Raw genomic sequence first — 19,595 nt, 5'->3', positions numbered from 1 at the left:
CGCGCACGGGGGATTCCTGCCGCACAGAAGCACGGCGATACGCGAGATCAGGCGACGTCGGCGATCCAGGCCGGGCTGCTGAACTTGGTCTGTGCGAGCGCTTCGGCCTGGACAAGTTCGTCGGCGCGCACGTGATCGTCGGCGAGCCCGTGCAGTCGGCGGAAGGTGGCGATCATCCGCGCGATCACCGCTTCGCGCGGCAGGCCGGTCTGGCTGCGCAGCGGGTCGACCCGCTTGGCGGCGCTGGTGGTGCCCTTGTCGGACAGTTTCTCGCGGCCGATGCGCAGCACATCCAGCATCTTGCTGGCGTCGATGTCGTAGGCCATCGTCACGTGATGCAGCACTGCACCGCCGCGATGCACCTGCGCCGCGCCGGCGATCTTGCCGCCCTCGGAGGTGATGTCGTTGAGCGGCTGGTACCAGGCCTTGATGCCGAGTTCGGCCAGCGCCTCCAGCACCCACGCATCGAGAAAGGCATACGCCTCCTGGAACGACAGCCCCTTGACCAGCGACTGCGGCGCGTAGATCGAATAGGTGATCGTGTTGCCCGGCTCGATGAACATCGCACCGCCACCGCTGACCCGGCGCACCACTTCGATGCCATGGCGCGATGCCGCGTCGGCGTCCACTTCATTGCGCAGCGACTGGAAGCGACCGATCACCACCGCGGGTGCAGCCCATTCCCAGATGCGCAGGGTCGGCTTGCGACGACCGGCACCGACCTCGTGGGTCAGTACATCGTCCAGCGCCATGTGCAGCGTCGGTGATTGCGGAATCGTGTGGATCAGCTGCCAGTCGTGGTCGCGCCAATCGGTACGCATCATGCTTCGGCTTCCCTGTGCAAGGCGCGGCGCACGGCGACCGCGATGGCTTCCGGCGAAAGACCATACATCATCACGTCGGGCGGCATGGCGTCGCGCACGGCGTTGGTGAGCTCCGTTTCGGTGGCCTGTTCCGGCTGGCCTTCCAGTGTGGCGTTGATGGTATGCAGCGCGCTGTCCGGTTCGAGGAAGAAATCACCACTGAGATGCACGTCGGCGAGGCGGCCGTCGCGTACCTCCAGGTCGATCACCACCAGCTTGCCGCCGGGCATCTTGTATTCGCCGTGCATGGGTTGTTCCCTGTTTGCGCCGCGCCGCCCGTTCAGTGGCCGCCACGGCCGTGGAAGTTGCCGGTGCCGCCGCCGATCGAGATGCTGACGCCGCCGGTGGGGTGGTCACAGCTGCCGAACGCCTTGGTGAGGTTGACCGTACCGGTCTGGTAGCTGCCGCCGACGTGGTTGCCGCTGACCACGCCCATGCCGACGCTGCCATGAACCTGCGGCTGGTTGTAGCTGTAGTCGTCGCAGTCGGCGGTCGCGGCAGTGGCGGTGTCGTTGTTGCCCATGCGGCCGCTGGTATCGCCGTAGTACACGCCGGGTGCAGCGCTGGCTGGTTTGGCCGCCGTCGAACTGGCCGCCGGCAGGTCGCTGGGTGGCAGCTTGAGGTTCAGCGGCTTGGCCGTCTGTGCAGATACCGTAGCCACCAGCAAGGTGGTCGCGAGGGCGGTGAGGTGCCGTTTGATGTTCATGCGTACTCCGGGGTATGACGTGCTCAACGCGCCAGTGCGCGTTGACGTGCACCTCCACCTTCGAAGCGTGTGGCGGCAGGAAGTTCCTGCCGCCACACTTCAGCCGGTGGTTTCGATCCGTTCCACCCGGCGCAGCCCGCGCGGCAGTACGCCGCCGCGGGTGGCGCGGTTGCCGCCGTACTCGACCAGGTCCGCCCACTTCAGGGTGAGCTTGCGTTGGCCCGCATACATGGTGACCTCGCCCTTGCCCTCACTGACCACGGCCACGCCAGCCACACGCTCGTCGCCGCTGACGAGCTTCGCCTTGGGGATCTCGATCAGCTTGTTGCCCTTGCCCTTGTCCAGCTCGGGCAGCTCGGCCACCGAGAACATCAACAGGTGGCCCTCGGTGGTGACCACCACGATGCGGTCGCGCGCCGGGTCGGCGCTGATCTGCGGCGCCAGCACCTTGGCCTTGTCGTTGAGGCTGATGATCTGCTTGCCGGCCTTGTTGCGGCCGGTGAGTGATTCGAAGCGGGTGACGAAGCCGTAGCCGAAGTCGGTGGCGAGGATCAGCCGGGTGTCGTTGTCGCCGGCGATCACCGCGTCGAAGCTGGCGCCGGCGACCGGGCTGAAGCGGCCGGTCAGCGGCTCGCCGTTGCCGCGTGCCGAGGGCAGCGTGTGCGCCGGTGTGGAGTAGCTGCGGCCGGTCGAGTCGATGAACGCCACCTGCTGGGTGGTGCGCGCCTTCACCGCGGCGAGCAGGCCGTCGCCCTCGCGGTAGTTGAGCGCCTCGGCGTCGATGTCGTGACCCTTCGCCGCGCGCGCCCAGCCCTTCTGGCTCAGAACCACGGTGACCGGTTCGCTGGCGACCAGCGCGCTTTCGTCGAGCGCCTGCGCCGCTTCGCGCTGCACCAGCGGCGAACGGCGGTCGTCACCGAACTTGGCCGCGTCGGCGCGCAGTTCTTCCTTGATCAGGCCTTTCAACTTGGCCGGCGATTTCAGCAGCACGCTGATCTTCGCGCGCTCCTCTTCGAGCTGGTCGCGCTCGGCGGTGATCTTCATCTCTTCCAGCCGCGCCAGCTGGCGCAGGCGGGTTTCCAGGATGTAGTCGGCCTGTTCCTCGCTCAGCCTGAAGCGTGCCATCAGGACCGGCTTGGGCTCGTCCTCGCTGCGCACGATGCGGATCACCTCGTCGAGATTGAGGTAGGCGATGCGCAGCGCTTCGAGCAGGTGCAGCCGGCGTTCGACTTTCGCCAGGCGATGTTCCAGGCGCTTGGTCACCGTGCTGGTGCGGAACGTCAGCCATTCGCTGAGGATGCGCTTGAGGTTCTTCACCTGCGGCCGGCCATCCAGGCCGATCATGTTGAGATTGACGCGGAAGCTCTTTTCCAGATCGGTGGTGGCGAACAGGTGCGGCATCAGCTCGTCCGCATCGACGCGGCTGGAGCGCGGCACCAGCACCAGCCGGATCGGATTCTCGTGATCGGACTCGTCGCGCAGGTCCTCGATCATCGGCAGCTTTTTCGCGCGCATCTGCGCGGCGATCTGTTCGAGGATCTTCGACGGGCTGACCTGATGCGGCAGCGCGGTGATCACGATGTTGCCTTCCTCGCGCTGGTACACCGCGCGGGCACGCACCGAGCCCATGCCGCTCTCGTACATCGCCAGCAGGTCGGCGCGCGGGGTGATGATCTCCGCCTCGGTCGGATAATCCGGCCCGCGCACATGCTCGAACAAATCGGCGACGGTGGCGTCCGGATCGTCCAGCAGGCGGATGCACGCGCTGATCAGCTCGCGCAGGTTGTGCGGCGGGATGTCGGTGGCCATGCCCACCGCGATGCCCATCGAGCCGTTGAGCAAGACGTGCGGCACGCGCGCCGGCAGCCAGCTCGGCTCGTCCATGGTGCCGTCGAAATTCGGCACCCAGTCGACCGTGCCCTGGCCCAGCTCGCCCAGCAGCGCTTCGGCGATCGGGCTGAGCTTGCTCTCGGTGTAGCGCATCGCCGCGAAGCTCTTGGGATCGTCCGGCGAGCCGAAGTTGCCCTGGCCGTCGACCAGCGGGTAGCGGTACGAGAACGGCTGCGCCATCAGCACCATCGCTTCGTAGCAGGAGCTGTCGCCGTGCGGATGGAACTTGCCGATCACGTCGCCGATGGTGCGCGCGGATTTCTTCGGCTTGGCGGTGGCGGCCAGGCCCAGCTCGCTCATCGCGTAGATGATGCGCCGCTGCACCGGCTTCAGGCCGTCGCCGACGAAGGGCAGGGCGCGGTCCAGCACCACGTACATCGAGTAGTCGAGATAGGCCCGCTCGGCGTATTCCTTCAGCGGGATCTGTTCGTAATTGGCTTGCAGGTTCATGCGGGGATGTCTGTCGAGTAGCGCGCAACGCGCGGATAACCGGTCGATGGTGCCAGAACACGCCGGGCCGGGACAGCTTGCGGGAGCGTGACCGTTGTGCCGCAGCGGTCCCCGGGAGTCACCGGGTTTTGCCCTTGATCGCGGGCAACGGCGGCGCGCGCAGCGGGACCGGCGTGGATTGCACGATCGAGGTGGTGGTCTGGCCGTAGCGCAGGAAGCGATCGAGGATCAGGTCGAGATTTTCCAGCGCGTCCAGGTGCACTTTCATGATGAAGCAGTCTTCGCCGGTGACCCGGTGGCACTCGACGACCTGCGGCATCTTCTGCGCGAGTTCGGCGATCTTCGACAGCTGCCCGGGGACCGGGCGCACGCGCACATACGCCGTGATCGGCCAGCCCAGCGCCTTCGGATCCAGGTCGAGCCGGTAGCCGCGGATCACACCGGTTTCCTCCAGCCGGCTCAGGCGCTCCTTCACCGCCGGTGCGGACATGCCGATGCTGGCGGCGAGCTTGGTGACAGGCTGGCGTGGATCCTCCTGCAGCGCCTGCAGCAGGGCGACATTGCGGGGATCGGACACGAGGTTTGAAATCTGAGGCATATGGGGCATTCAACCTGCAGGAAGCGAAATATTGACCGTCAAATCCTTTCTTTGAGCATGGATCATGCGCCGATACTTTGTAAAAATGGAGTCATGGACAACGAGCAGGACACCTCGACTCTCCACCGGCTGGCGCCAACGCAGATCGCGCTTGGCGAGAGGGTGCCGCCGCATCTGTACTTCATCGTCAGCGCGGTCTTTCATTACCTTGGCCCAGCCTTCGCCGTACTGCTGTTTGCCCGCGTCGAACCACTCGGCGTCGCCTGGCTGCGGATCGCCAGCGCCGCGTTGATCTTCGCCGTGTGGCGAAAGCCGTGGCGTTATTTCATGCGGCAGGGCGCGGCGGCGCGCTGGAACATCGTGGGGCTGGGCGTGGTGCTCGGCTGCATGAACATCTGTTTCTATCTGGCGATCGACCGTCTGCCGCTCGGTACCGTCGGCGCGATCGAGTTTCTCGGGCCGATCGCGCTGGCACTGGCCGGCACGCGGACCCAACGCAACGTGGTGGCGCTCGCTGTCGCGGTGGCCGGCGTGTGGATGCTGACCCACGTGCGGCTCGCCGGAGCGCCGACGGGTTTCGTCTTCGCCTTCGCCAACTGCGCCTTGTTCATGCTGTACATCGTGCTCGGACATCGCGCCGCGAAGGATGGCGGCGGCGAGGGCATCGATCGTCTCGCCGCGGCGATGCTGGTGGCCTTGCTGGTGGCGATGCCGTTCGGCCTGCACGACGCGGCGGTGGCCCTGGTCAGCCCCGGGCTGCTCGCGGCCGGTATCGGCATCGGCATTTCGTCATCGGTGATTCCCTATGTCTGCGACCAGCTCGCGATGGCGCGACTGCCGCGTGCCACGTTCGCGCTGCTGCTTGCGCTGCTACCGGCCACGGCGAGCGTGATCGGCATCGTGGTGCTGCATCAGATACCAGGCACCATCGAGATGATCGGCATTGCGCTGGTCATCGTCGGGGTCAAACTGCACCGGACGAGCCGCCGGTGAATAACGTACATAACTGAGAAGCCATTAGGAGGATTCGCGATGGACTACATCAATCTGGGCAAGTCAGGCCTCAAGGTCTCGCGCATCTGCCTCGGATGCATGAGCTATTCGGCAACACCCACCGACGAGAGGCCATGGACGCTGGACGAGGAGCACAGCCGGCCCTTCATCCGGCGAGCGCTCGAACTGGGCATCAACTATTTCGACACGGCAAACATGTACTCCAAGGGCGACAGCGAGCAGGTGCTGGGGCGCGCGTTGCGCGATTTCGCCCGGCGCGAAGAGGTCGTCGTCGCCACCAAGGTGTTCTATCCGATGCGCGGCGATGCGAATGGCGGCGGCCTGTCGCGCAAGTCGATCATGACCGAGATCGATGCCAGCCTGCGCCGGCTCGGCACCGACTACGTCGACCTCTACCAGATCCACCGCTGGGACGATGCCACGCCGATCGAGGAGACGATGGAGGCGCTGCATGACGTGGTGAAGGCGGGCAAGGCGCGTTACCTCGGCGCCTCGTCGATGTCGGCGTGGCAGTTCGCCAAGGCGCTGTACATCGCCGACCTGCACGGCTGGACGCGTTTCGTCTCGATGCAGCCGCACTACAACCTGCTGTACCGCGAGGAGGAGCGCGAGATGCTGGCGCTGTGCGCGGACCAGGGCATCGGCGTGGTGCCGTGGAGTCCGCTGGCGCGCGGGCGGCTGGCGCGGCCTTGGGAGGGCGAACCGAGCACCGTGCGCGGCGGCTCCGACCCATGGGGTGACGGCGTGTATGCCGCGAGCAAGGCGGCGGACAAGGCCGTGGTGGATCGCGTCGGCGAGGTCGCCGCGCGGCTCGGCGCGCCGCGCGCGCAGGTGGCGCTGGCGTGGCTGCTGCACAAGGCCGCGGTCACCGCGCCGATCGTGGGTGCGACCAAGCCGCACCATCTGGAAGAAGCCGTGGCAGCGCTGGCGATCAGATTGCCGGATGCCGAGATCGAGGCGCTTGAGGCGCCCTACGTGCCGCATGCCGTCGCCGGCATCGACTGATCAAACCCATGTATCGGAGTGCGGCAGATGTCGAAGAACGTGCTTGCCCTGGGGCTGGATCCTGCCTTTGCCGATCTCTCGGAATTTCCCGAGCTCACCCCCGATCTCGTCAGGGCGTTCATCGATGCCCAGCTGGATCGATTGCGCGGCCTGGGTTACGAGGTGGAAAGCTGTCTCGTCGACGCGGGCGAAACCGCCGAAGCGGTCGTCGCGCGGCAGCTCCAAAGGCAGGGCTTCGACTGCGTGATGATCGGCGCCGAACTTCGTGCGCCATCGCTGTTGTTGTTATTCGAGAAAATCATCAACCTGATCCATGAGCATGTACCCGACGCGCGGATATGCTTCAACGCCTCACCGGCCGACACGGCGGAAGCGGTGCGACGCTGGATCTGATGGTCCGGGAGAAGCTTCGCAGCTCTCGCTATTGGCGAACAGCGTCCACGCCCAGCTTGTGCAACTGCGCCTGCACGCTGTCCGGCCCGGCCAGGTGTGCGGCACCGACGGCAATGAAGACGGTGCCGGGCTGCTGCAGCATCGTGGCGATCTTCGTCGCCCAGATTTCGTTGCGCTGCACGAGCAGCAGTTGATAGAGCTTCGGCTCCGTCTGGCGCATGTCTTCGTCTTCGAGCCGGGCGATGGTGGCGATGTCGCCGTTCTTCCACGCGCCGATCAGCTCGGTCAGTTCGATCGAGCCCTTGTCGATATCGCGCAGGGTCGAGCGCAGGAAGGCCAGTTCGACCGCCTTGGGCATGTCGGCCAGAAAGCGGATCTGCTGCTCGGCGGTTTCCAGCCCCAACACCTGCTTTCCGGCGCCTGCCATCTGACTCTTCAGCTGCTTGTCCACACCGTGTTCGGGATCGAGCCCGGCCTTCAGCAGCGGCGCCGTCGCCAGCGTCAGTGCCGCCAGCCACGGACGCATCACATTGAGCGCCGGCATGCCGCCGGGCACGCCGGCCTTGTTCGCCGCGATGCGCAGCCGCAGCTGTTCGGACTCGTTGAGCAAGCTTGATAGTGGATGCGCCGTGTCCAGTCCATAGCGCAGCACCAGCGCCATCATGTTCGCCTGGTCGTCGTCGGTCAGCTCGATGTAGAGCCTCTGGCTGTCCTCCACCGCCTGGTCCAGCGCCGGGTAATGCCAGTCGGTATCGGTCGGCAGCAGGTGCACGGTGCCGAACAGGTAGATCGTGGTGTCCGCATCTTTCACCACCCACAGCGCGGGGCGGGCGATGGCTGCGGCGGGGAGCAGCAGGAGCAGGCAGGCGAGCAGGCGCAGCGCGATCGTGGGTTTCATGCCGCGAGTGTCGCGGTGACGTGCAGCCAATTCAATCCCGGCGAGGTGGCGATGGCGCGCACCGTCGACCTGCGGAACCGGGGTGCCGGAGTTCGGCCCGTCTCCGCCGACCTCGGCAACCCCGGCGTCGGGATGGCGCACGTCCACGTCGATATCCGGAACCTCGGCGTCCGAGGTCCTGTACGTCCCGGCCGGGCTTCGCTACCTCCTTGCCGGACGCGGCGCTTCGGGGCGCGTGCGTATCAGGTCGGGGTTTCGTTGGTCAATGCGTAGGCGCTGCCGCGTGCCGGGTCGATCGGCCGCACCTCGCAAACCAGGCCGTAAGCCAGGCAGGGGTTTTCTGCCGTGATGCGTGCGGCCTCGTCCAGGCTGTCGGCCAGGATGAACCAGTAGCCGCCTACCACTTCCTTGGCCTCGGCGAACGGACCGTCCATGGTCGCCTGTCGCGACACCACCTTGCCCTCGCGCGCCAGCCGGTGTCCGGGCCCGATCCTGCCCTCGCTCACCAGTCGGTCGTACCACGCGTAGAAGCGGTCGATCGCCACCTGGATATCTTCGCGCGAGGCGTCCTTGTCCCACTGGCCGCGGGAGAGGATGAGGTATTCGGAGAGTGGAGTTTGCTTGCTCATGGTTCTCGTTCGCTAGGGTTGCGTGTGCGGAAGCAAAAGAACCGGCGCGGGAAATATTCTTCCCGTCCAGACGAATCTTGGCGACGCGGTGCGCCGTGCCAAGCCCCGGTCAGCTGCCCGAACGCCAGCGGGGCGGTTCGGCCTTCAACCAGCACACGGCCATCAGGCCGAGGGTGAGCAGCGCAAGGCTGATCACGAACATGAGGGGATCGGCTGACGGCCGCAGGAATCGAATGACAAGCGCAACACACCCCGCATAGACGGCGAGGCAAACCCAACCCTGCCACCGAACCGGCAGACCCCAGCCCCAGCCGTATCGCTTGGCGGGAAACCAATATTTGTTCTGGCTATCCATTTCGGCTCCCTGGGGAGAGGACGTAATGTCTGGATTCAAGTGAAACCTCACCACCTTGCGTCGTCAGGCGAGCTTAGCGCGGAAGTGGAAACACTCGATGCCAAAACCCTCGCGAAAATAAAACCGGTGGGCCTGCTCGCGCGTGACGCGCGAGATGAGCTGGATCTCGCTGCAGCCGAGCGCACGACCTTCGCTCTTGAGCCTGGCGATCAGTTGCGCGCCGTAACCGCGCGACCGCACACGTTCATCGCAGACGAGGTCGTCGACGTAGAGCAGGCTGCCGCAATACAGCATGTTCATGATCCGGTAGGCAGCGACCGCCCTGACCGTGCCCGTGTCCAGCAGCGCCAGCAGCCGAAGCCCTTCGCTGGCCATCAGGGCGCGGATCGCCGGCACATAGGTATCGTGGGCGAGATCGGGGCGCAGCTGTCGCATGACGTCGTACGTCGCGGCGATCTGTTCGTCCGATTCCATGTGGCCAATCGAGATGATCATCGCGTTGGTCGGTCGGGTGGGAGTGGCAGAGGGCTCAGGCACGCTCATCGTCGTTCGACACCATGCAGGAACCCGATCAAGCCGTCGAAATACACTTGCTGATCGTCGTACATCGCCAGATGGCTGCCCTTCGGGCAAAGCAGGAACTGTCCATGCGGCAGCTTATTCGCCATGCCGGCCATGTACTTCGGGTCCATCGTGTCGTATTGCGCGCCGATCACCAAGGTGGGGACGGTGATGCGGTGCAGCTCCCTGCTGCGGTCCCAATTCAGCAGTCGGCCGCTGGCGCCGAGTTCGCTGGGGCCCTGCATCAGCGTGTAGATCTGCTCGTTGATGTGGCCGAACGAGCGGGTCACCGGTTCGGGCCATTGCGCCGAGGGCATGCGCAGCACGTGCTTCTCGTAGTGCAGGGTGGTGAGAATCTGCATGTAGCGAGGATCGCTGGTGCGGTGTTCGGCTTCAAGCTTCTGCACTTCGGCCAGCTGCTGCTGATCCATTGCCGGCATCAGCACGTTCTTCGCGTAGACGTTGTAGGCCGGGATCGAATCCACCATGTTGGAGATCACCAGGCACTTCAGGTGCTGTTGGTATTTCAGCGCGTACTCGATGGCGAGCACGCCGCCCCACGAATGGCCGAGCAGGCAGAAGTTGTTCTTGTCCAGGTGCAGCGCCTGGCGCACCTGTTCCACTTCGTCGACGTAGCGGTCGATGGTCCATAGCGACGTGTCTCGGCCCTTATCGAGGATGGGCTGGTCGCTATAGGCCGAGCCGAGCTGGTCGTAGTAGTAATACTCGATGCCGGCACCGGGGAAGTAGCTGTCGAACGCTTCGAAGTATTCGTGGGTGGCGCCGGGGCCGCCGTGCAGCAGCAATACCTTCAGCTTCGGATTGTTGCCGACGCGCTTGGTCCAGACGTGGAACGTGCCTTTGGGCGTGGTGATCGGGATCATCTTGACGCCGCCGGCGAGCACGTCGTCGCGGCCGGTGTTGTCGAAGTAGCTGGAACCGGGAGTGCTTGTGGCTGGGGTGGCGCCGGTGGCCATGGCAGCGGTGGCGACCAAGATCAGGCCGGCCAGCAAGGTGGCGATGCGATGCTTCATCGGTATTCCCCAAGTGCAAGGTCAGATCGAACTATGCGTCGCGGTCGTGCTGCCGGCAACCACCGGGCAGCGCGCGCGGCTTCAGTGCGGCACGCGTCAGCGCGGTACGCGATAACCGCCGCGCACACCGCGCGGACTCAGCGTGATCTGCCACAGCTGGTCGCGGCGGCTGCGGAAGACCGCCGCGGAAACGGCGAGGTAATAGCGCCACATGCGCCGGAAGCGTTCGTCGTAGCTCGGCGGCAGCGTGGGCCACGCGGCCTCGATGTTCGCACGCCAGGCCATCAGCGTGCGGTCGTAGTCGGCGCCGAAATTGTGCCAGTCCTCGATCACGAACAGGTCCTCCAGCGCAGTCGTCACCTGGCTGGCAGCGGGGATCATCGAGTTGGGAAAGATGTATTTCTCGATCCACGGGTCTGTCTGGTCCGCTGCACTGTTGCTGCCGATGCAATGCAGCAGCGACAGGCCGTCGCCTTTCAGGCAGCGCCGCACGGTCTCGAAATACGCGCGATAGTTCTTGCCGCCGACGTGTTCGAACATGCCCAGTGAATACGCCGCGTCGAAATGGTCGTCGATGTCGTGATAATCCTGCAGCCGGATCTCGATCGGCAGGCCGGTGCACAGTTCGCGTGCGTAGTCGGCCTGCTCCTGCGACACGGTGATGCCGACGCCTTCGATGCCGTAGTGCTCGGCGGCATATTTCAGCGCCTCGCCCCAGCCGCAGCCGATATCGAGCACGCGCTGGCCGGTCTTGAGCTGCAGTTTGCGGCAGACCAGGTCGAGCTTGGCGGTCTGCGCATCGTCGAGATTATCGGCCCTGGCCCAGTAGCCGCAGGAATACACCATGCGCTTGCCCAGCATGGCGTGGAACAGGTCGTTGCCGAGGTCGTAATGCGCCTTGCCGATCTCGAACGCGCGCTCGCCGCGCTGCAGGTTGATGAAGCGCGCCTTGAGGTGGGCCAGCAGGGTGTCGAGGGTTTTCAGCTCCTGATCCAGCCCTGCGGTGAGCAGGCGGGTGCACAGCCCGGGCAGGTCGTCGGCATCCCACCAGCCATCCATGTACGCCTCGCCCAAACCCAGCGAGCCGTGCGCGAACACCTGGGCGTACAGGCGGTCGTCGTGCACTCGCAGGTCGATCGGAGCGGCGCCGTCGATGTGGATGCCGGCCTGGTTGAGCAATTCGCTGGCGCGGTTTTTCAGATCGTCCTGGCTCATGCGATGTCTCGCTTTGGGTGTTTCGTACGGATCAGTGCTCGCCGAGTACCGCGAAGCTTGCCGGCGAACGCGCATAGGTTGCGTCGACGCCGGCCGTGCGCACCAGTTGCAGCAACAGCTCGGCCTGATCCTCGAGCAACAGAAACTCGACCTTCACCGGCAGGTCGTCGGCCAGTTCGAAGAATTGCTCCTCGTGCAGCACGCCATGCCGGCCGAAGCCGGCGATCGCGCGGAATACCGAGCCGCCACCGAGGCCGTGGTGCTTGGCCTGTTCAAGCAGCCATTCGGACAGCAGCATGCCGTCGTGCTTCGCGCGCAGGTGGCAATAGAAATACAGGTGCACGCCGTGTTGCAGGTTTTCCTGGTTCATGCAGTTCCCCGGATCAATGGCGCAGCAGGTTGCGGGTGAGAAAGATGCCGAGCACGGTCATCGCCAGCGAACCGACCACATGCACCGCCACGTGGCCGCTGAACCACAGGTATTGCTGGCGCAGCAGCAGCGTGGCGGATTCGGCCGAGAAGGTGGAGAACGTGGTGAGGCCGCCAAGGAAGCCGGTGAACACGAACAATCGCAGTTCCGGCGACAGGGTCTGGAAGTGGTCGAACAAGCCCATCACGCAACCCATCATCAGGCCGCCGGCGAGGTTTGCCGCCAGCGTGCCCAGCGGCAGGGTGGGGAACAACGGGTTGAGCAGCATGCCCAAACCCCAGCGCAGCCAGCAGCCGATGGCGCCGCCGATGCCAATCGCAAAAAATCCGGTAAAGCCCACGAGCGCGTCTCCTGACAATGAATGTGTCCGGTTGCCGCGGAGGCAGGCACGCCTGCGCCGCCGGAAGCCGGTGGTGCAGGCATCATCAACTTCAACGCGGGTTGCACGAGAAGTGGTTTGTTCCGCGACGCAAGGTCATCGGAACGGGAGGCATGCCATCTCCCGAGCGGACATCCTAGTCGATCGGGCCGCCCCGTCGTCAAGCGCGATGCATCGAGGCGACCTCTATACTGCCCGGCCTCCCCGCCGCAGTTGCATGGCCATGAACCCACTCCATCGCCCCGTGCGGCGCAGTCTGCCATGGCTGCTGGCTGCGCTGTCGATGATCGGACCGTTCTCGATCGACGCGGTGTTCCCGGCGTTTCCGCTGATCGGCGCGCGCTTTGCGGTGGACGCCACCGCGCTGCAGCAGTTGATCAGCGTGTACCTGATCACTTATGCGGCGATGAGCCTTTTCCATGGCGCGATCTCCGACGCGATCGGGCGCAAGCCGGTGATGGTGGCCGGGATGCTGGTATATGCACTGGCTTCCGTGGGCGCGGCGCTGTCCACGTCGTTCGCGATGCTGCTGGCGTGCCGCGGCCTGCAGGGCATGTGCGCGGGTGCGGGCCTGGTGGTGGGGCGCGCGGTGATTCGCGACAGTCTCGAAGGCGCTGCCGCGCAACGGCTGATGTCGCAGGTGATGATGATTTTCGGCGTGGCGCCGGTGATCGCCCCGATGATCGGCGCACTGCTGCTGCCGCTGGGCGGCTGGCACGGCATCTTCTGGACGCTGGCCGGCTTCACCACGTTGCTGGCGCTGGCGTTGGCGTGGCAGCTGGAAGAAAGTCATCCACCCGAGCAGCGCAACCGGTTTGCGCCGCGGCCGCTGCTGGCCAGCTATCTGTCTTTCAGCCGTGATCGGCCGTTCTGGCCATTGCTGATTTCCAGCTCGGTCAACTTTGCCGGCTTGTTCCTGTACATCGCTTCGGCGCCGCGCATCGTGCGTGAACTGCTGCAGTTGTCGGCGGCAGGATTTTCGTGGCTGTTCATGCCGGTGGTGATCGGTCTGGTCGGCGGCGCATGGCTGTCCGGCCGAATGGCCGAGCGGCGCAGCGCGGGTTTCACGGTGAACCTGGGGTACGCGGTGATGTTGCTGGCGTGCACGCTGCATCTATTGCTGGCGTTGGTATTCCCTGCGCCGCGGCTGCCGTGGTCGATGCTGCCGCTGATCCTGCACGGCGTCGGCGTGCAGCTGGCGTTTCCCACGCTGACGCTGTTGCTGCTGGACCGTTTCCCGCAGAAGCGCGGCGGCATTTCCTCGGTGCAGGCATTCGTCAGCCTGTTGCTGTGCAGCTTTGTCGCCGGCGTGCTGTCGCCGCTGCTGTCGGTCAGCATGCTGCATCTCGCACTCGGTGCGTCGATGCTGACCGTCACCGGCGTATTGGCATGGTGGTGGTACCACGCGATCACCCGCCGTCCGCTGGATCAGTCAGCGGTAGTTGACGACCCGGCCACCGCGATGCAGGCGGAGATTGTCGAGCCGCGCTGAGCGGGAACTACGCCGATGGCGTCGACTGATCCGGGTTGGTCGGTGTGTTCTGCACGACGGCATCTGCCGACATCAGCACGGTGGCGCGTGCCAGCGCCTGCACCATCGAAGGCGAACGGTAGCTGCCATCGGCGAGCCAGCGCTGCCAGACCGATTCGTCCACTTTTTCGTTGACGCCGGAGCCCAGCATGCGATCGAACGGCGGCTTGAATTCCTTGTAGACGCCGTACATGAACTCCGCGTACGAATTGCGCGGCATGCCCATGTCGGCATCGGTGGCCGGAGCGATCAGTTCGTGGCAAGCCAGGCCGGCATTGATCGCCTTGCGCTGCAACCACGCCAGCGGCAGATCCGGTAGCGGATCGGGCTTGCGGCCGGCACCATCGCGATCGTTGCCGCCGCCGACGTCGGAGTGCGAGCCGATGAACCAGCGTTGTTCGATCTCGATCTGTTCGAGCTTCTTCGAGGTCAGGGTTTCGCCAGGTTTTATCGTATACGGATTGCGCGTCCACACCGCCGGCGCAAAGTCGGCGCGGTGTTCGTCCAGTGCCAGTGCCTGGTAGGCGTACCTGACGATCTTGCTGAGCTCGGTGTCGTGGAACTGATAGCGCGCGCGGGCATATGGGAACCATGAGGCGGTATCCGGAATGCCGAGCGATCCCACCGTATCCCAGACGCCGATGAAGTGGATGCCGATCTCGACCGAGCGGCCGGCACGGAAAGCCACCGCGGCTGGATCATCGGGCCTGGTCGCGATCTCACGATAGAAATCATAGGCGGCGGAAACATCGGCTTTCGTCACGCTGCCGTCGGCGCCGCACCTGATCAGGCCGCACTTGCGGATCATTCCACCGAGGCTGCGTGCGGTATAGGCGCCGCGACTGAATCCGAACAGGTAAACATCGTCGCCGGGCTGGCATGTTTCACACAGCCAATGATAGCCATCAAGCACATTGCCTGAGAGACCGTAGCCGAATGCGCCGCCGAGCAGATGGGTCAAGCCGGGTGATACCCCAACGCCTGGAATGTAGTTGACCCGTTGCTCGATGCCCGCAGGGTCGCGCGGCGCGATCAGCCGGCGCAGCCGCTCCACGTTGGTGTTCGATTCGGGCTTGTTCCAGGTACCGTCGAACAACAGCACCAATCTGCGTGTGGCCATGGTGGCCTCCGACCCGGTCGTGGTGGACGCGTTGGACTCTAGGCCGCGTCGACCGGCGCGGCCAGTGCCGGCCGGGAAGCTCGAGTCCCGCGCCCTGCCGTTTTCGCGTGGAGGGCAAGCGGCGTAGGCTGCGTGCTTCGCTGTCGACACTGGCGCAGGCCGCAAACGCATGGACATCCGCACGCAGGTGGGCAAGGCACAGGCTTTTCGCAAGATGCACGATCGCTCCGCGATCCTGCTGCTGCCCAATGCATGGGACGCAGGCAGTGCGCGCTTGTTCGCGCGGAGAGGCTTCGCCGCCATCGCCACCACCAGCGCCGGCATGGCCTGGTCGCTCGGCCATGCCGATGGCGAACAGGCGCCGCTGGGCGAAGTGCTGGACGCGATTGCGCGAATCACGCGCGTCGTCGACTTGCCTGTGACGGCGGACATCGAGACCGGCTATGGCGAGACGCCAGCGGAGGTCGCCACAACCGTGCAGGCGGTGATCGCGGCCGGTGCGGTGGGCATCAACCTGGAGGATGGCGCGCCCGGCCATGGTGCGTTGCGACCTTGCGCGATCGCTGCCGCGCGGATCCGCGCCGCTCGCGCCGCGGCCACCGAGGCCGGCGTGCCGATCGTGATCAACGCGCGGGTGGACAGCTGGATGCAGCACGACGAGGCCAATGCCACCGAACGCTTCACGGATGCGGTGCAGCGCGCGCACGCCTACCTGGCAGCAGGTGCCGATTGCATCTATCCGATCGGCCTGAGCGACGCTGTCACGCTGGCGGCGCTGGTGCAGGCGATCGACGCGCCAGTCAATGTCGCCGCCGGGCCGGGTGTGCCGGATCTGGCCGAGCTGGCCCGGCTCGGCATCGCGCGCGTGAGCACGGCGACGCGTTTCGCCACGATGGCGCTGGCGGCGGTCGACCACGCGGCCGGTGTGCTGCTTGAAGGCGGCCGCTTCGACTGCCTCGCCTCGGCGCTCACTTATGCGGACGCGCAGCGGCTGTTCGAGCGGGCGTGAACACGGCGTCGCATGTCGTCGCCGAAGCGCGTGGCGGAGGTTTTCAGGAACACCACATCGTGTTGACGGCCGCTTGACCACGCACGGAGGAGGGTGGACGCGCGATATCTTCAGATCAGCGGAGCCTTGTCATGCCATACAAAACCATCAGCGACCTGCCCGATTCCGTGCGTGATCACGTGCCGAAACACGCACAGGAGATCTACAAGGAGGCGTTCAACAGCGCGTGGGACGAATACGCCGACAAGGATGAGCGTCGCGGCGACGAATCACGCGAGGAAGCCGCGCACAAGGTCGCCTGGGCGGCGGTGAAGAAAAAATACCGCAAGGGCGACGACGGTGACTGGCACGCGAGCTAGCCCGGAAACGTCAGGATGTGCCGTGAGGCAGGCCGCGCTCCCGCAAAAATTCGCGCGCGTTGCCGGCGTCCTGCTCGAACCATGCGCGGGCCGAGCCGAGCCGGAACGAATAGCCCCATGCGTCCATGTCGGCCATCAACCGGTCGCGCCCCACGTCGGGCAATTGATCGGCCAGCACGATCTGCAGGTAGCAGGTGGCATCCTCTTCCTCGATCGAGTCGGTCGCGTCGGTATGGACGTCCAGACGTCTTTCAGGCGGCAGCACGATCAGATGGCCGGCTTCATGCAGCAACGAATGCACCGGAGTGTCGTCGCGGGCATAGACCGTGGTGCCGATGATGCCGGCTTCCTCGTCGCCCCAGAAACTTCCCGGAATCGGTTCGCCCGCAGAAACGCGCTGCAGTTGCAGGCCAAAGCGGAAAAGCAGGGCGGCGGGCGCGTCGAATCCGATCTGGCCCAGCCGCATCACGGTGCTGGCCGGGTCGCCGGATTCAATGCGGACAGAGTTGTCGGAGTGCATGGGTTGACGCAGGCGGCGGGGCGGGAAATGCCGCCAGGCGATGCGGAATCGCCCGGCGACAACGTCGGCAGCTGGTGCCGGCAACGCAGGAACGAGACTCAGCCGGTCTTGGCTTCGTTCTTGGCCGTCTGCTTGCCTTCCGGCAGAGTGACCGAGAGTTCGAGGATCTCGTGACCGCTGTCTCGCTCGAAATTGATGTTGATGGCGTCGAGGTCGACGTGAACGTATTTCTTGATCACCTCGAGCAGTTCGTTGCGCATCATCGGCAGGTAATCCGGAGCGCCACGGCTGGAACGTTCCTGCGCGACGATGATCCGAAGGCGTTCGCGGGCGACGGTGGCAGTGGCCTCCGGCTTGCGCTTCAGGAAATCAAGAATACCCATCGTGATCAACCTCCGAACACGCGCTGGAGAAAGCCCTTCCTGGGCACGTCGATGAAGCGCAACGGGCGCTCTTCGCCGAGGATGCGAGCCACCGTGTCGCTGTAGGCCTGGCCCGCATGTGAATTGACATCCACGATGACCGGGATGCCGTTGTTGGAAGCAGTCAGCACGTTCTCCGATTCCGGGATCACCCCGACCACTTCGATACCGAGGATTTCCTCGACATCCTTGACGCTGAGCATTTCGCCGATGGCGACGCGGGCAGGGTTGTAGCGGGTCAGCAGCAAATGCTGGGTGACCGGGCCTTCGCCGCGCTCGGCACGTCGGGTCTTGCTGGCGAGCAGGCCGAGGATGCGGTCGGAGTCGCGCACCGAGGACACTTCCGGGTTGACCACCACGACGGCGTGATCGGCGAAGTACATCGCCAGATGCGCGCCTTTCTCGATGCCGGCCGGCGAGTCGCACACAACGTAGTCGAAGCCGTCTTCGGACAGGCCGTCGAGCACTTTCTCGACGCCTTCCTGGGTCAGCGCGTCCTTGTCGCGGGTCTGGCTGGCGGCCAGCACGTAGAGGTTGTCGTGGCGCTTGTCCTTGATCAGCGACTGCTTCAACGTGGCTTCGCCATGCACGACGTTGACGAAGTCGTACACCACGCGGCGCTCGCAGCCCATGATCAGGTCGAGGTTGCGCAGGCCGACGTCGAAGTCGATGACGGCGGTTTTCTTGCCGGCCATGGCCAGGCCGGTGGCGAGTGAGGCGCTGGTCGTCGTCTTGCCGACGCCGCCTTTGCCGGAAGTGACAACGATAATCTCAGCAGTCAAGGGCCCATCTCCGCATGATTGTTCTTGTTGTAGGTGATCACAGCTTGGCGATCATCAGCTTTTCGCCGTCGAGCCAGCATTGCACGGACTGGCCTTCGAGGTCGTCAGGAATCTGTTCGAACACGCGATATTGCCCGGCAATCGCCACCAGTTCGGCGCGGAAATCGGAGACGAAGATGCGCGCCTTCGCGTCGCCCTGTGCACCGGCCATGGCACGCCCACGCAGGCCACCGTAGATGTGGATGTTGCCGTCGGCGATCACCTCGGCACCGTTGGCGACGGCGCCGATGACGATCAGGTCGCGGTCGCGCGCATAGACCTGCTGGCCCGAACGCACCGAGCCCGCATGCTGCTGGGCGCCCTGCATGCTGCCGGGTGCCGGCGCAGAGAGGATCGGCTCGCGCTGGACCTGCGCGACGGGTTCGGCGCGCGCGGGTGTCTCGACGGGGGCCGGGCCGCCGTTGGCCGGTTCGTAGGCGGCGCGGAATTTCGCGATCAGCGGCAAGCCCATTCGCTTGGCCAGTGCCTCGGTTTCGCTGGTGCCGTAGGCGATGCCCACCGGCAGCATGCCGGCGCTGCGCACCGCTTCGAGCAAGGCATCGACAGCGCCATCGTCGGGCAGGGCGAGCAGGTGGCTCAGGTCCAGCACCACCGCGGCGCGGGCAAACATCTGCGGCGCGGCACGCACGCGGCGCTCGAGTTCATCGCACAGTGCGGCAGCGTCGACCCGGCGCACGCGCACGCAGGCAATGCCGACCTGGCCGAAACGCAGGTCACAGGCGTCCGTGGTATCCATCCTTGCATTCATGGGCGCCGCTCTCCGGCGAGGCGGCGCGGCGTGGAATCACATACGGGAGAGCGTTCGCGCTCGGCCAGCCAGGGCACGTCCGGCAGTCCGCCGTGATCGAGCCAGGTGTCGCGAACATAGGCGTAGCTGGGCAGATCCCTGGCCAGCAGGCTGACTTGCGGACCGTGCTCGCCCATGCGCTGCTGGCCCACTTCCTGAAAACCATAGGTGCCGTGGAACAGCACCACCACGTCGTCGCGCGGTTCCAGGAATACCTCGCAGGCGAGCAGCGGCACGCGCACCTCGGCGTAGCTGTGCACGTCGCAATAGAAGATGCGGCCCAGACCGTGTCGGCGATAGGCGTTCGCAATCACGATGCGGTCGATATAGAGAAACTGCGGATAGTGTTCGGCGAACCAGCGGTAGTTGGGGCTTTCGTAATCGCCGCCTTCGCGCAGGGCGACCAGGAAGCCGGCCAGATGGCCGTCGATCTCGGCGACACGGAAATACTCGGCGTGCTCGTAGAAGTAGCGCAACTGGCTGGCGTCGAGGGCGAGGATGGAGCGACCGGCAGCATTGTTGAGTGCCAGTACGGCATCCAGGTCGTGCTCGCGCACGTCGCGGATGGCAAGGGCCATTCGTTGC

At 65.3% G+C, this 19,595-nt stretch carries 25 protein-coding genes and 1 riboswitch; of the genes, 6 read left to right on the top strand and 19 right to left on the bottom strand.

The features are described from left to right. Positions 1–47: 47 nt before the first annotated feature. From EAH75_RS18730 to EAH75_RS18710, 5 genes are all read right to left on the bottom strand, one after another. On the bottom strand, positions 48–824 hold the full coding sequence (locus tag EAH75_RS18730; protein WP_140654611.1) for a lipoate--protein ligase family protein: 777 nt from the start codon (positions 822–824) through the stop codon (positions 48–50). Then, the gene (locus tag EAH75_RS18725; protein WP_140654609.1) at positions 821–1,111 is read right to left on the bottom strand and encodes a biotin--protein ligase; all 291 of its coding nucleotides are present in this window, start codon (positions 1,109–1,111) and stop codon (positions 821–823) included. The genes EAH75_RS18730 and EAH75_RS18725 overlap by 4 nt, the downstream gene beginning before the upstream one ends. 32 nt (positions 1,112–1,143) lie before the next feature. Further along, positions 1,144–1,569 carry a hypothetical protein gene (locus tag EAH75_RS18720; protein ID WP_140806491.1) on the bottom strand — a complete coding sequence of 142 codons (426 nt, stop codon included), beginning with the start codon at positions 1,567–1,569 and terminating at the stop codon, positions 1,144–1,146. 99 nt (positions 1,570–1,668) lie between these two features. After that, the gene (parC, locus tag EAH75_RS18715; protein WP_140806490.1) at positions 1,669–3,909 is read right to left on the bottom strand and encodes a DNA topoisomerase IV subunit A; all 2,241 of its coding nucleotides are present in this window, start codon (positions 3,907–3,909) and stop codon (positions 1,669–1,671) included. Between the two features lie 118 nt (positions 3,910–4,027). After that, positions 4,028–4,507 carry an Lrp/AsnC family transcriptional regulator gene (locus EAH75_RS18710; RefSeq protein ID WP_140654603.1) on the bottom strand — a complete coding sequence of 160 codons (480 nt, stop codon included), beginning with the start codon at positions 4,505–4,507 and terminating at the stop codon, positions 4,028–4,030. 93 nt (positions 4,508–4,600) lie between these two features. Between EAH75_RS18710 and EAH75_RS18705 the strand changes: the two genes are divergently transcribed. From EAH75_RS18705 to EAH75_RS18695, 3 genes are read left to right on the top strand one after another with little or no spacing between them, the layout of a single operon-like run. Beyond that, on the top strand, positions 4,601–5,500 hold the full coding sequence (locus tag EAH75_RS18705) for an EamA family transporter (protein WP_140654600.1): 900 nt from the start codon (positions 4,601–4,603) through the stop codon (positions 5,498–5,500). Positions 5,501–5,539: 39 nt separating this feature from the next. Continuing rightward, entirely contained in the window at positions 5,540–6,526 is a 987-nt protein-coding gene (locus EAH75_RS18700; protein WP_140806489.1) for an aldo/keto reductase, read from the top strand. A 27-nt stretch (positions 6,527–6,553) separates the two neighbouring features. Further along, positions 6,554–6,919 carry a cobalamin B12-binding domain-containing protein gene (locus EAH75_RS18695; protein ID WP_140806488.1) on the top strand — a complete coding sequence of 122 codons (366 nt, stop codon included), beginning with the start codon at positions 6,554–6,556 and terminating at the stop codon, positions 6,917–6,919. A gap of 28 nt (positions 6,920–6,947) precedes the next feature. Here the strand turns inward: EAH75_RS18695 and EAH75_RS18690 are convergent, their stop codons facing one another. From EAH75_RS18690 to crcB, 8 genes are all read right to left on the bottom strand, one after another. Beyond that, positions 6,948–7,817, bottom strand: coding sequence for a TraB/GumN family protein (locus EAH75_RS18690; RefSeq protein WP_194150635.1), 870 nt, complete (start codon positions 7,815–7,817; stop codon positions 6,948–6,950). 242 nt (positions 7,818–8,059) lie between these two features. After that, positions 8,060–8,446, bottom strand: a complete 387-nt coding sequence (locus EAH75_RS18685; RefSeq protein ID WP_140654591.1) for a YciI family protein — start codon at positions 8,444–8,446, stop codon at positions 8,060–8,062. A gap of 109 nt (positions 8,447–8,555) precedes the next feature. Then, positions 8,556–8,801, bottom strand: coding sequence for a hypothetical protein (locus EAH75_RS18680; RefSeq protein ID WP_140806486.1), 246 nt, complete (start codon positions 8,799–8,801; stop codon positions 8,556–8,558). Positions 8,802–8,864: 63 nt separating this feature from the next. Continuing rightward, a complete protein-coding gene (locus EAH75_RS18675; protein WP_241668994.1) occupies positions 8,865–9,344 on the bottom strand; it encodes a GNAT family N-acetyltransferase in 480 nt (159 codons plus the stop codon). Continuing rightward, positions 9,341–10,396: a proline iminopeptidase-family hydrolase gene (locus tag EAH75_RS18670; protein WP_140806484.1), complete on the bottom strand. Its 1,056-nt coding sequence runs from the start codon at positions 10,394–10,396 to the stop codon at positions 9,341–9,343. The genes EAH75_RS18675 and EAH75_RS18670 overlap by 4 nt, the downstream gene beginning before the upstream one ends. 96 nt (positions 10,397–10,492) lie before the next feature. Continuing rightward, on the bottom strand, positions 10,493–11,611 hold the full coding sequence (cfa, locus tag EAH75_RS18665) for a cyclopropane fatty acyl phospholipid synthase (RefSeq protein ID WP_140806483.1): 1,119 nt from the start codon (positions 11,609–11,611) through the stop codon (positions 10,493–10,495). 31 nt (positions 11,612–11,642) lie between these two features. Beyond that, complete coding sequence (locus tag EAH75_RS18660) at positions 11,643–11,981, bottom strand: DUF190 domain-containing protein (protein WP_140654583.1); 339 nt, start codon at positions 11,979–11,981, stop codon at positions 11,643–11,645. A 13-nt stretch (positions 11,982–11,994) separates the two neighbouring features. After that, a complete protein-coding gene (gene crcB / locus EAH75_RS18655) occupies positions 11,995–12,381 on the bottom strand; it encodes a fluoride efflux transporter CrcB (RefSeq protein WP_140806482.1) in 387 nt (128 codons plus the stop codon). Between the two features lie 69 nt (positions 12,382–12,450). Beyond that, a riboswitch (Fluoride riboswitch) is annotated at positions 12,451–12,553 on the bottom strand. Positions 12,554–12,643: 90 nt separating this feature from the next. Between crcB and EAH75_RS18650 the strand changes: the two genes are divergently transcribed. Next, entirely contained in the window at positions 12,644–13,912 is a 1,269-nt protein-coding gene (locus EAH75_RS18650) for a multidrug effflux MFS transporter (protein WP_140806481.1), read from the top strand. Positions 13,913–13,919: 7 nt separating this feature from the next. Here the strand turns inward: EAH75_RS18650 and EAH75_RS18645 are convergent, their stop codons facing one another. Continuing rightward, on the bottom strand, positions 13,920–15,071 hold the full coding sequence (locus EAH75_RS18645) for a DUF2235 domain-containing protein (RefSeq protein WP_140654576.1): 1,152 nt from the start codon (positions 15,069–15,071) through the stop codon (positions 13,920–13,922). Positions 15,072–15,240: 169 nt separating this feature from the next. On the opposite strand from EAH75_RS18645, the gene EAH75_RS18640 reads away from it, so the two are divergent. After that, on the top strand, positions 15,241–16,080 hold the full coding sequence (locus tag EAH75_RS18640) for an isocitrate lyase/PEP mutase family protein (RefSeq protein WP_140806480.1): 840 nt from the start codon (positions 15,241–15,243) through the stop codon (positions 16,078–16,080). 131 nt (positions 16,081–16,211) lie between these two features. Next, entirely contained in the window at positions 16,212–16,439 is a 228-nt protein-coding gene (gene chaB, locus EAH75_RS18635; protein WP_140654572.1) for a putative cation transport regulator ChaB, read from the top strand. A 10-nt stretch (positions 16,440–16,449) separates the two neighbouring features. On the opposite strand, the gene EAH75_RS18630 is transcribed toward chaB, so the two are convergent. From EAH75_RS18630 to EAH75_RS18610, 5 genes are all read right to left on the bottom strand, one after another. Next, on the bottom strand, positions 16,450–16,959 hold the full coding sequence (locus EAH75_RS18630; RefSeq protein ID WP_140806479.1) for a hypothetical protein: 510 nt from the start codon (positions 16,957–16,959) through the stop codon (positions 16,450–16,452). 98 nt (positions 16,960–17,057) lie between these two features. Further along, positions 17,058–17,342, bottom strand: a complete 285-nt coding sequence (gene minE, locus EAH75_RS18625; protein ID WP_140654568.1) for a cell division topological specificity factor MinE — start codon at positions 17,340–17,342, stop codon at positions 17,058–17,060. A gap of 5 nt (positions 17,343–17,347) precedes the next feature. Further along, on the bottom strand, positions 17,348–18,163 hold the full coding sequence (gene minD / locus EAH75_RS18620; protein WP_140654566.1) for a septum site-determining protein MinD: 816 nt from the start codon (positions 18,161–18,163) through the stop codon (positions 17,348–17,350). A gap of 37 nt (positions 18,164–18,200) precedes the next feature. Next, positions 18,201–18,971: a septum site-determining protein MinC gene (minC, locus tag EAH75_RS18615; protein WP_140654564.1), complete on the bottom strand. Its 771-nt coding sequence runs from the start codon at positions 18,969–18,971 to the stop codon at positions 18,201–18,203. After that, positions 18,968–19,588: a GNAT family N-acetyltransferase gene (locus EAH75_RS18610; protein WP_140654561.1), complete on the bottom strand. Its 621-nt coding sequence runs from the start codon at positions 19,586–19,588 to the stop codon at positions 18,968–18,970. Before EAH75_RS18610 ends, minC begins: the two co-directional genes overlap by 4 nt. Positions 19,589–19,595 lie beyond the last annotated feature (7 nt).

Origin of the sequence: Rhodanobacter glycinis, from assembly GCF_006438785.1 — a bacterium.
Lineage (GTDB): Bacteria > Pseudomonadota > Gammaproteobacteria > Xanthomonadales > Rhodanobacteraceae > Rhodanobacter > Rhodanobacter glycinis_A.
This window is presented reverse-complemented; position numbering and strand designations above follow the sequence as displayed.

Excerpts from the sequence above, each read along its gene's own strand:
- EAH75_RS18730 (WP_140654611.1), bottom strand. The coding sequence starts at position 824 with ATGATGCGTACCGATTGGCGCGACCACGACTGGCAGCTGATCCACACG.
- EAH75_RS18725 (WP_140654609.1), bottom strand. The coding sequence starts at position 1,111 with ATGCACGGCGAATACAAGATGCCCGGCGGCAAGCTGGTGGTGATCGAC.
- EAH75_RS18720 (WP_140806491.1), bottom strand. The coding sequence starts at position 1,569 with ATGAACATCAAACGGCACCTCACCGCCCTCGCGACCACCTTGCTGGTG.
- parC (WP_140806490.1), bottom strand. The coding sequence starts at position 3,909 with ATGAACCTGCAAGCCAATTACGAACAGATCCCGCTGAAGGAATACGCC.
- EAH75_RS18710 (WP_140654603.1), bottom strand. The coding sequence starts at position 4,507 with ATGCCTCAGATTTCAAACCTCGTGTCCGATCCCCGCAATGTCGCCCTG.
- EAH75_RS18705 (WP_140654600.1), top strand. The coding sequence starts at position 4,601 with ATGGACAACGAGCAGGACACCTCGACTCTCCACCGGCTGGCGCCAACG.
- EAH75_RS18700 (WP_140806489.1), top strand. The coding sequence starts at position 5,540 with ATGGACTACATCAATCTGGGCAAGTCAGGCCTCAAGGTCTCGCGCATC.
- EAH75_RS18695 (WP_140806488.1), top strand. The coding sequence starts at position 6,554 with ATGTCGAAGAACGTGCTTGCCCTGGGGCTGGATCCTGCCTTTGCCGAT.
- EAH75_RS18690 (WP_194150635.1), bottom strand. The coding sequence starts at position 7,817 with ATGAAACCCACGATCGCGCTGCGCCTGCTCGCCTGCCTGCTCCTGCTG.
- EAH75_RS18685 (WP_140654591.1), bottom strand. The coding sequence starts at position 8,446 with ATGAGCAAGCAAACTCCACTCTCCGAATACCTCATCCTCTCCCGCGGC.
- EAH75_RS18680 (WP_140806486.1), bottom strand. The coding sequence starts at position 8,801 with ATGGATAGCCAGAACAAATATTGGTTTCCCGCCAAGCGATACGGCTGG.
- EAH75_RS18675 (WP_241668994.1), bottom strand. The coding sequence starts at position 9,344 with ATGAGCGTGCCTGAGCCCTCTGCCACTCCCACCCGACCGACCAACGCG.
- EAH75_RS18670 (WP_140806484.1), bottom strand. The coding sequence starts at position 10,396 with ATGAAGCATCGCATCGCCACCTTGCTGGCCGGCCTGATCTTGGTCGCC.
- cfa (WP_140806483.1), bottom strand. The coding sequence starts at position 11,611 with ATGAGCCAGGACGATCTGAAAAACCGCGCCAGCGAATTGCTCAACCAG.
- EAH75_RS18660 (WP_140654583.1), bottom strand. The coding sequence starts at position 11,981 with ATGAACCAGGAAAACCTGCAACACGGCGTGCACCTGTATTTCTATTGC.
- EAH75_RS18650 (WP_140806481.1), top strand. The coding sequence starts at position 12,644 with ATGAACCCACTCCATCGCCCCGTGCGGCGCAGTCTGCCATGGCTGCTG.
- EAH75_RS18645 (WP_140654576.1), bottom strand. The coding sequence starts at position 15,071 with ATGGCCACACGCAGATTGGTGCTGTTGTTCGACGGTACCTGGAACAAG.
- EAH75_RS18640 (WP_140806480.1), top strand. The coding sequence starts at position 15,241 with ATGGACATCCGCACGCAGGTGGGCAAGGCACAGGCTTTTCGCAAGATG.
- chaB (WP_140654572.1), top strand. The coding sequence starts at position 16,212 with ATGCCATACAAAACCATCAGCGACCTGCCCGATTCCGTGCGTGATCAC.
- EAH75_RS18630 (WP_140806479.1), bottom strand. The coding sequence starts at position 16,959 with ATGCACTCCGACAACTCTGTCCGCATTGAATCCGGCGACCCGGCCAGC.
- minE (WP_140654568.1), bottom strand. The coding sequence starts at position 17,342 with ATGGGTATTCTTGATTTCCTGAAGCGCAAGCCGGAGGCCACTGCCACC.
- minC (WP_140654564.1), bottom strand. The coding sequence starts at position 18,971 with ATGAATGCAAGGATGGATACCACGGACGCCTGTGACCTGCGTTTCGGC.
- EAH75_RS18610 (WP_140654561.1), bottom strand. The coding sequence starts at position 19,588 with ATGGCCCTTGCCATCCGCGACGTGCGCGAGCACGACCTGGATGCCGTA.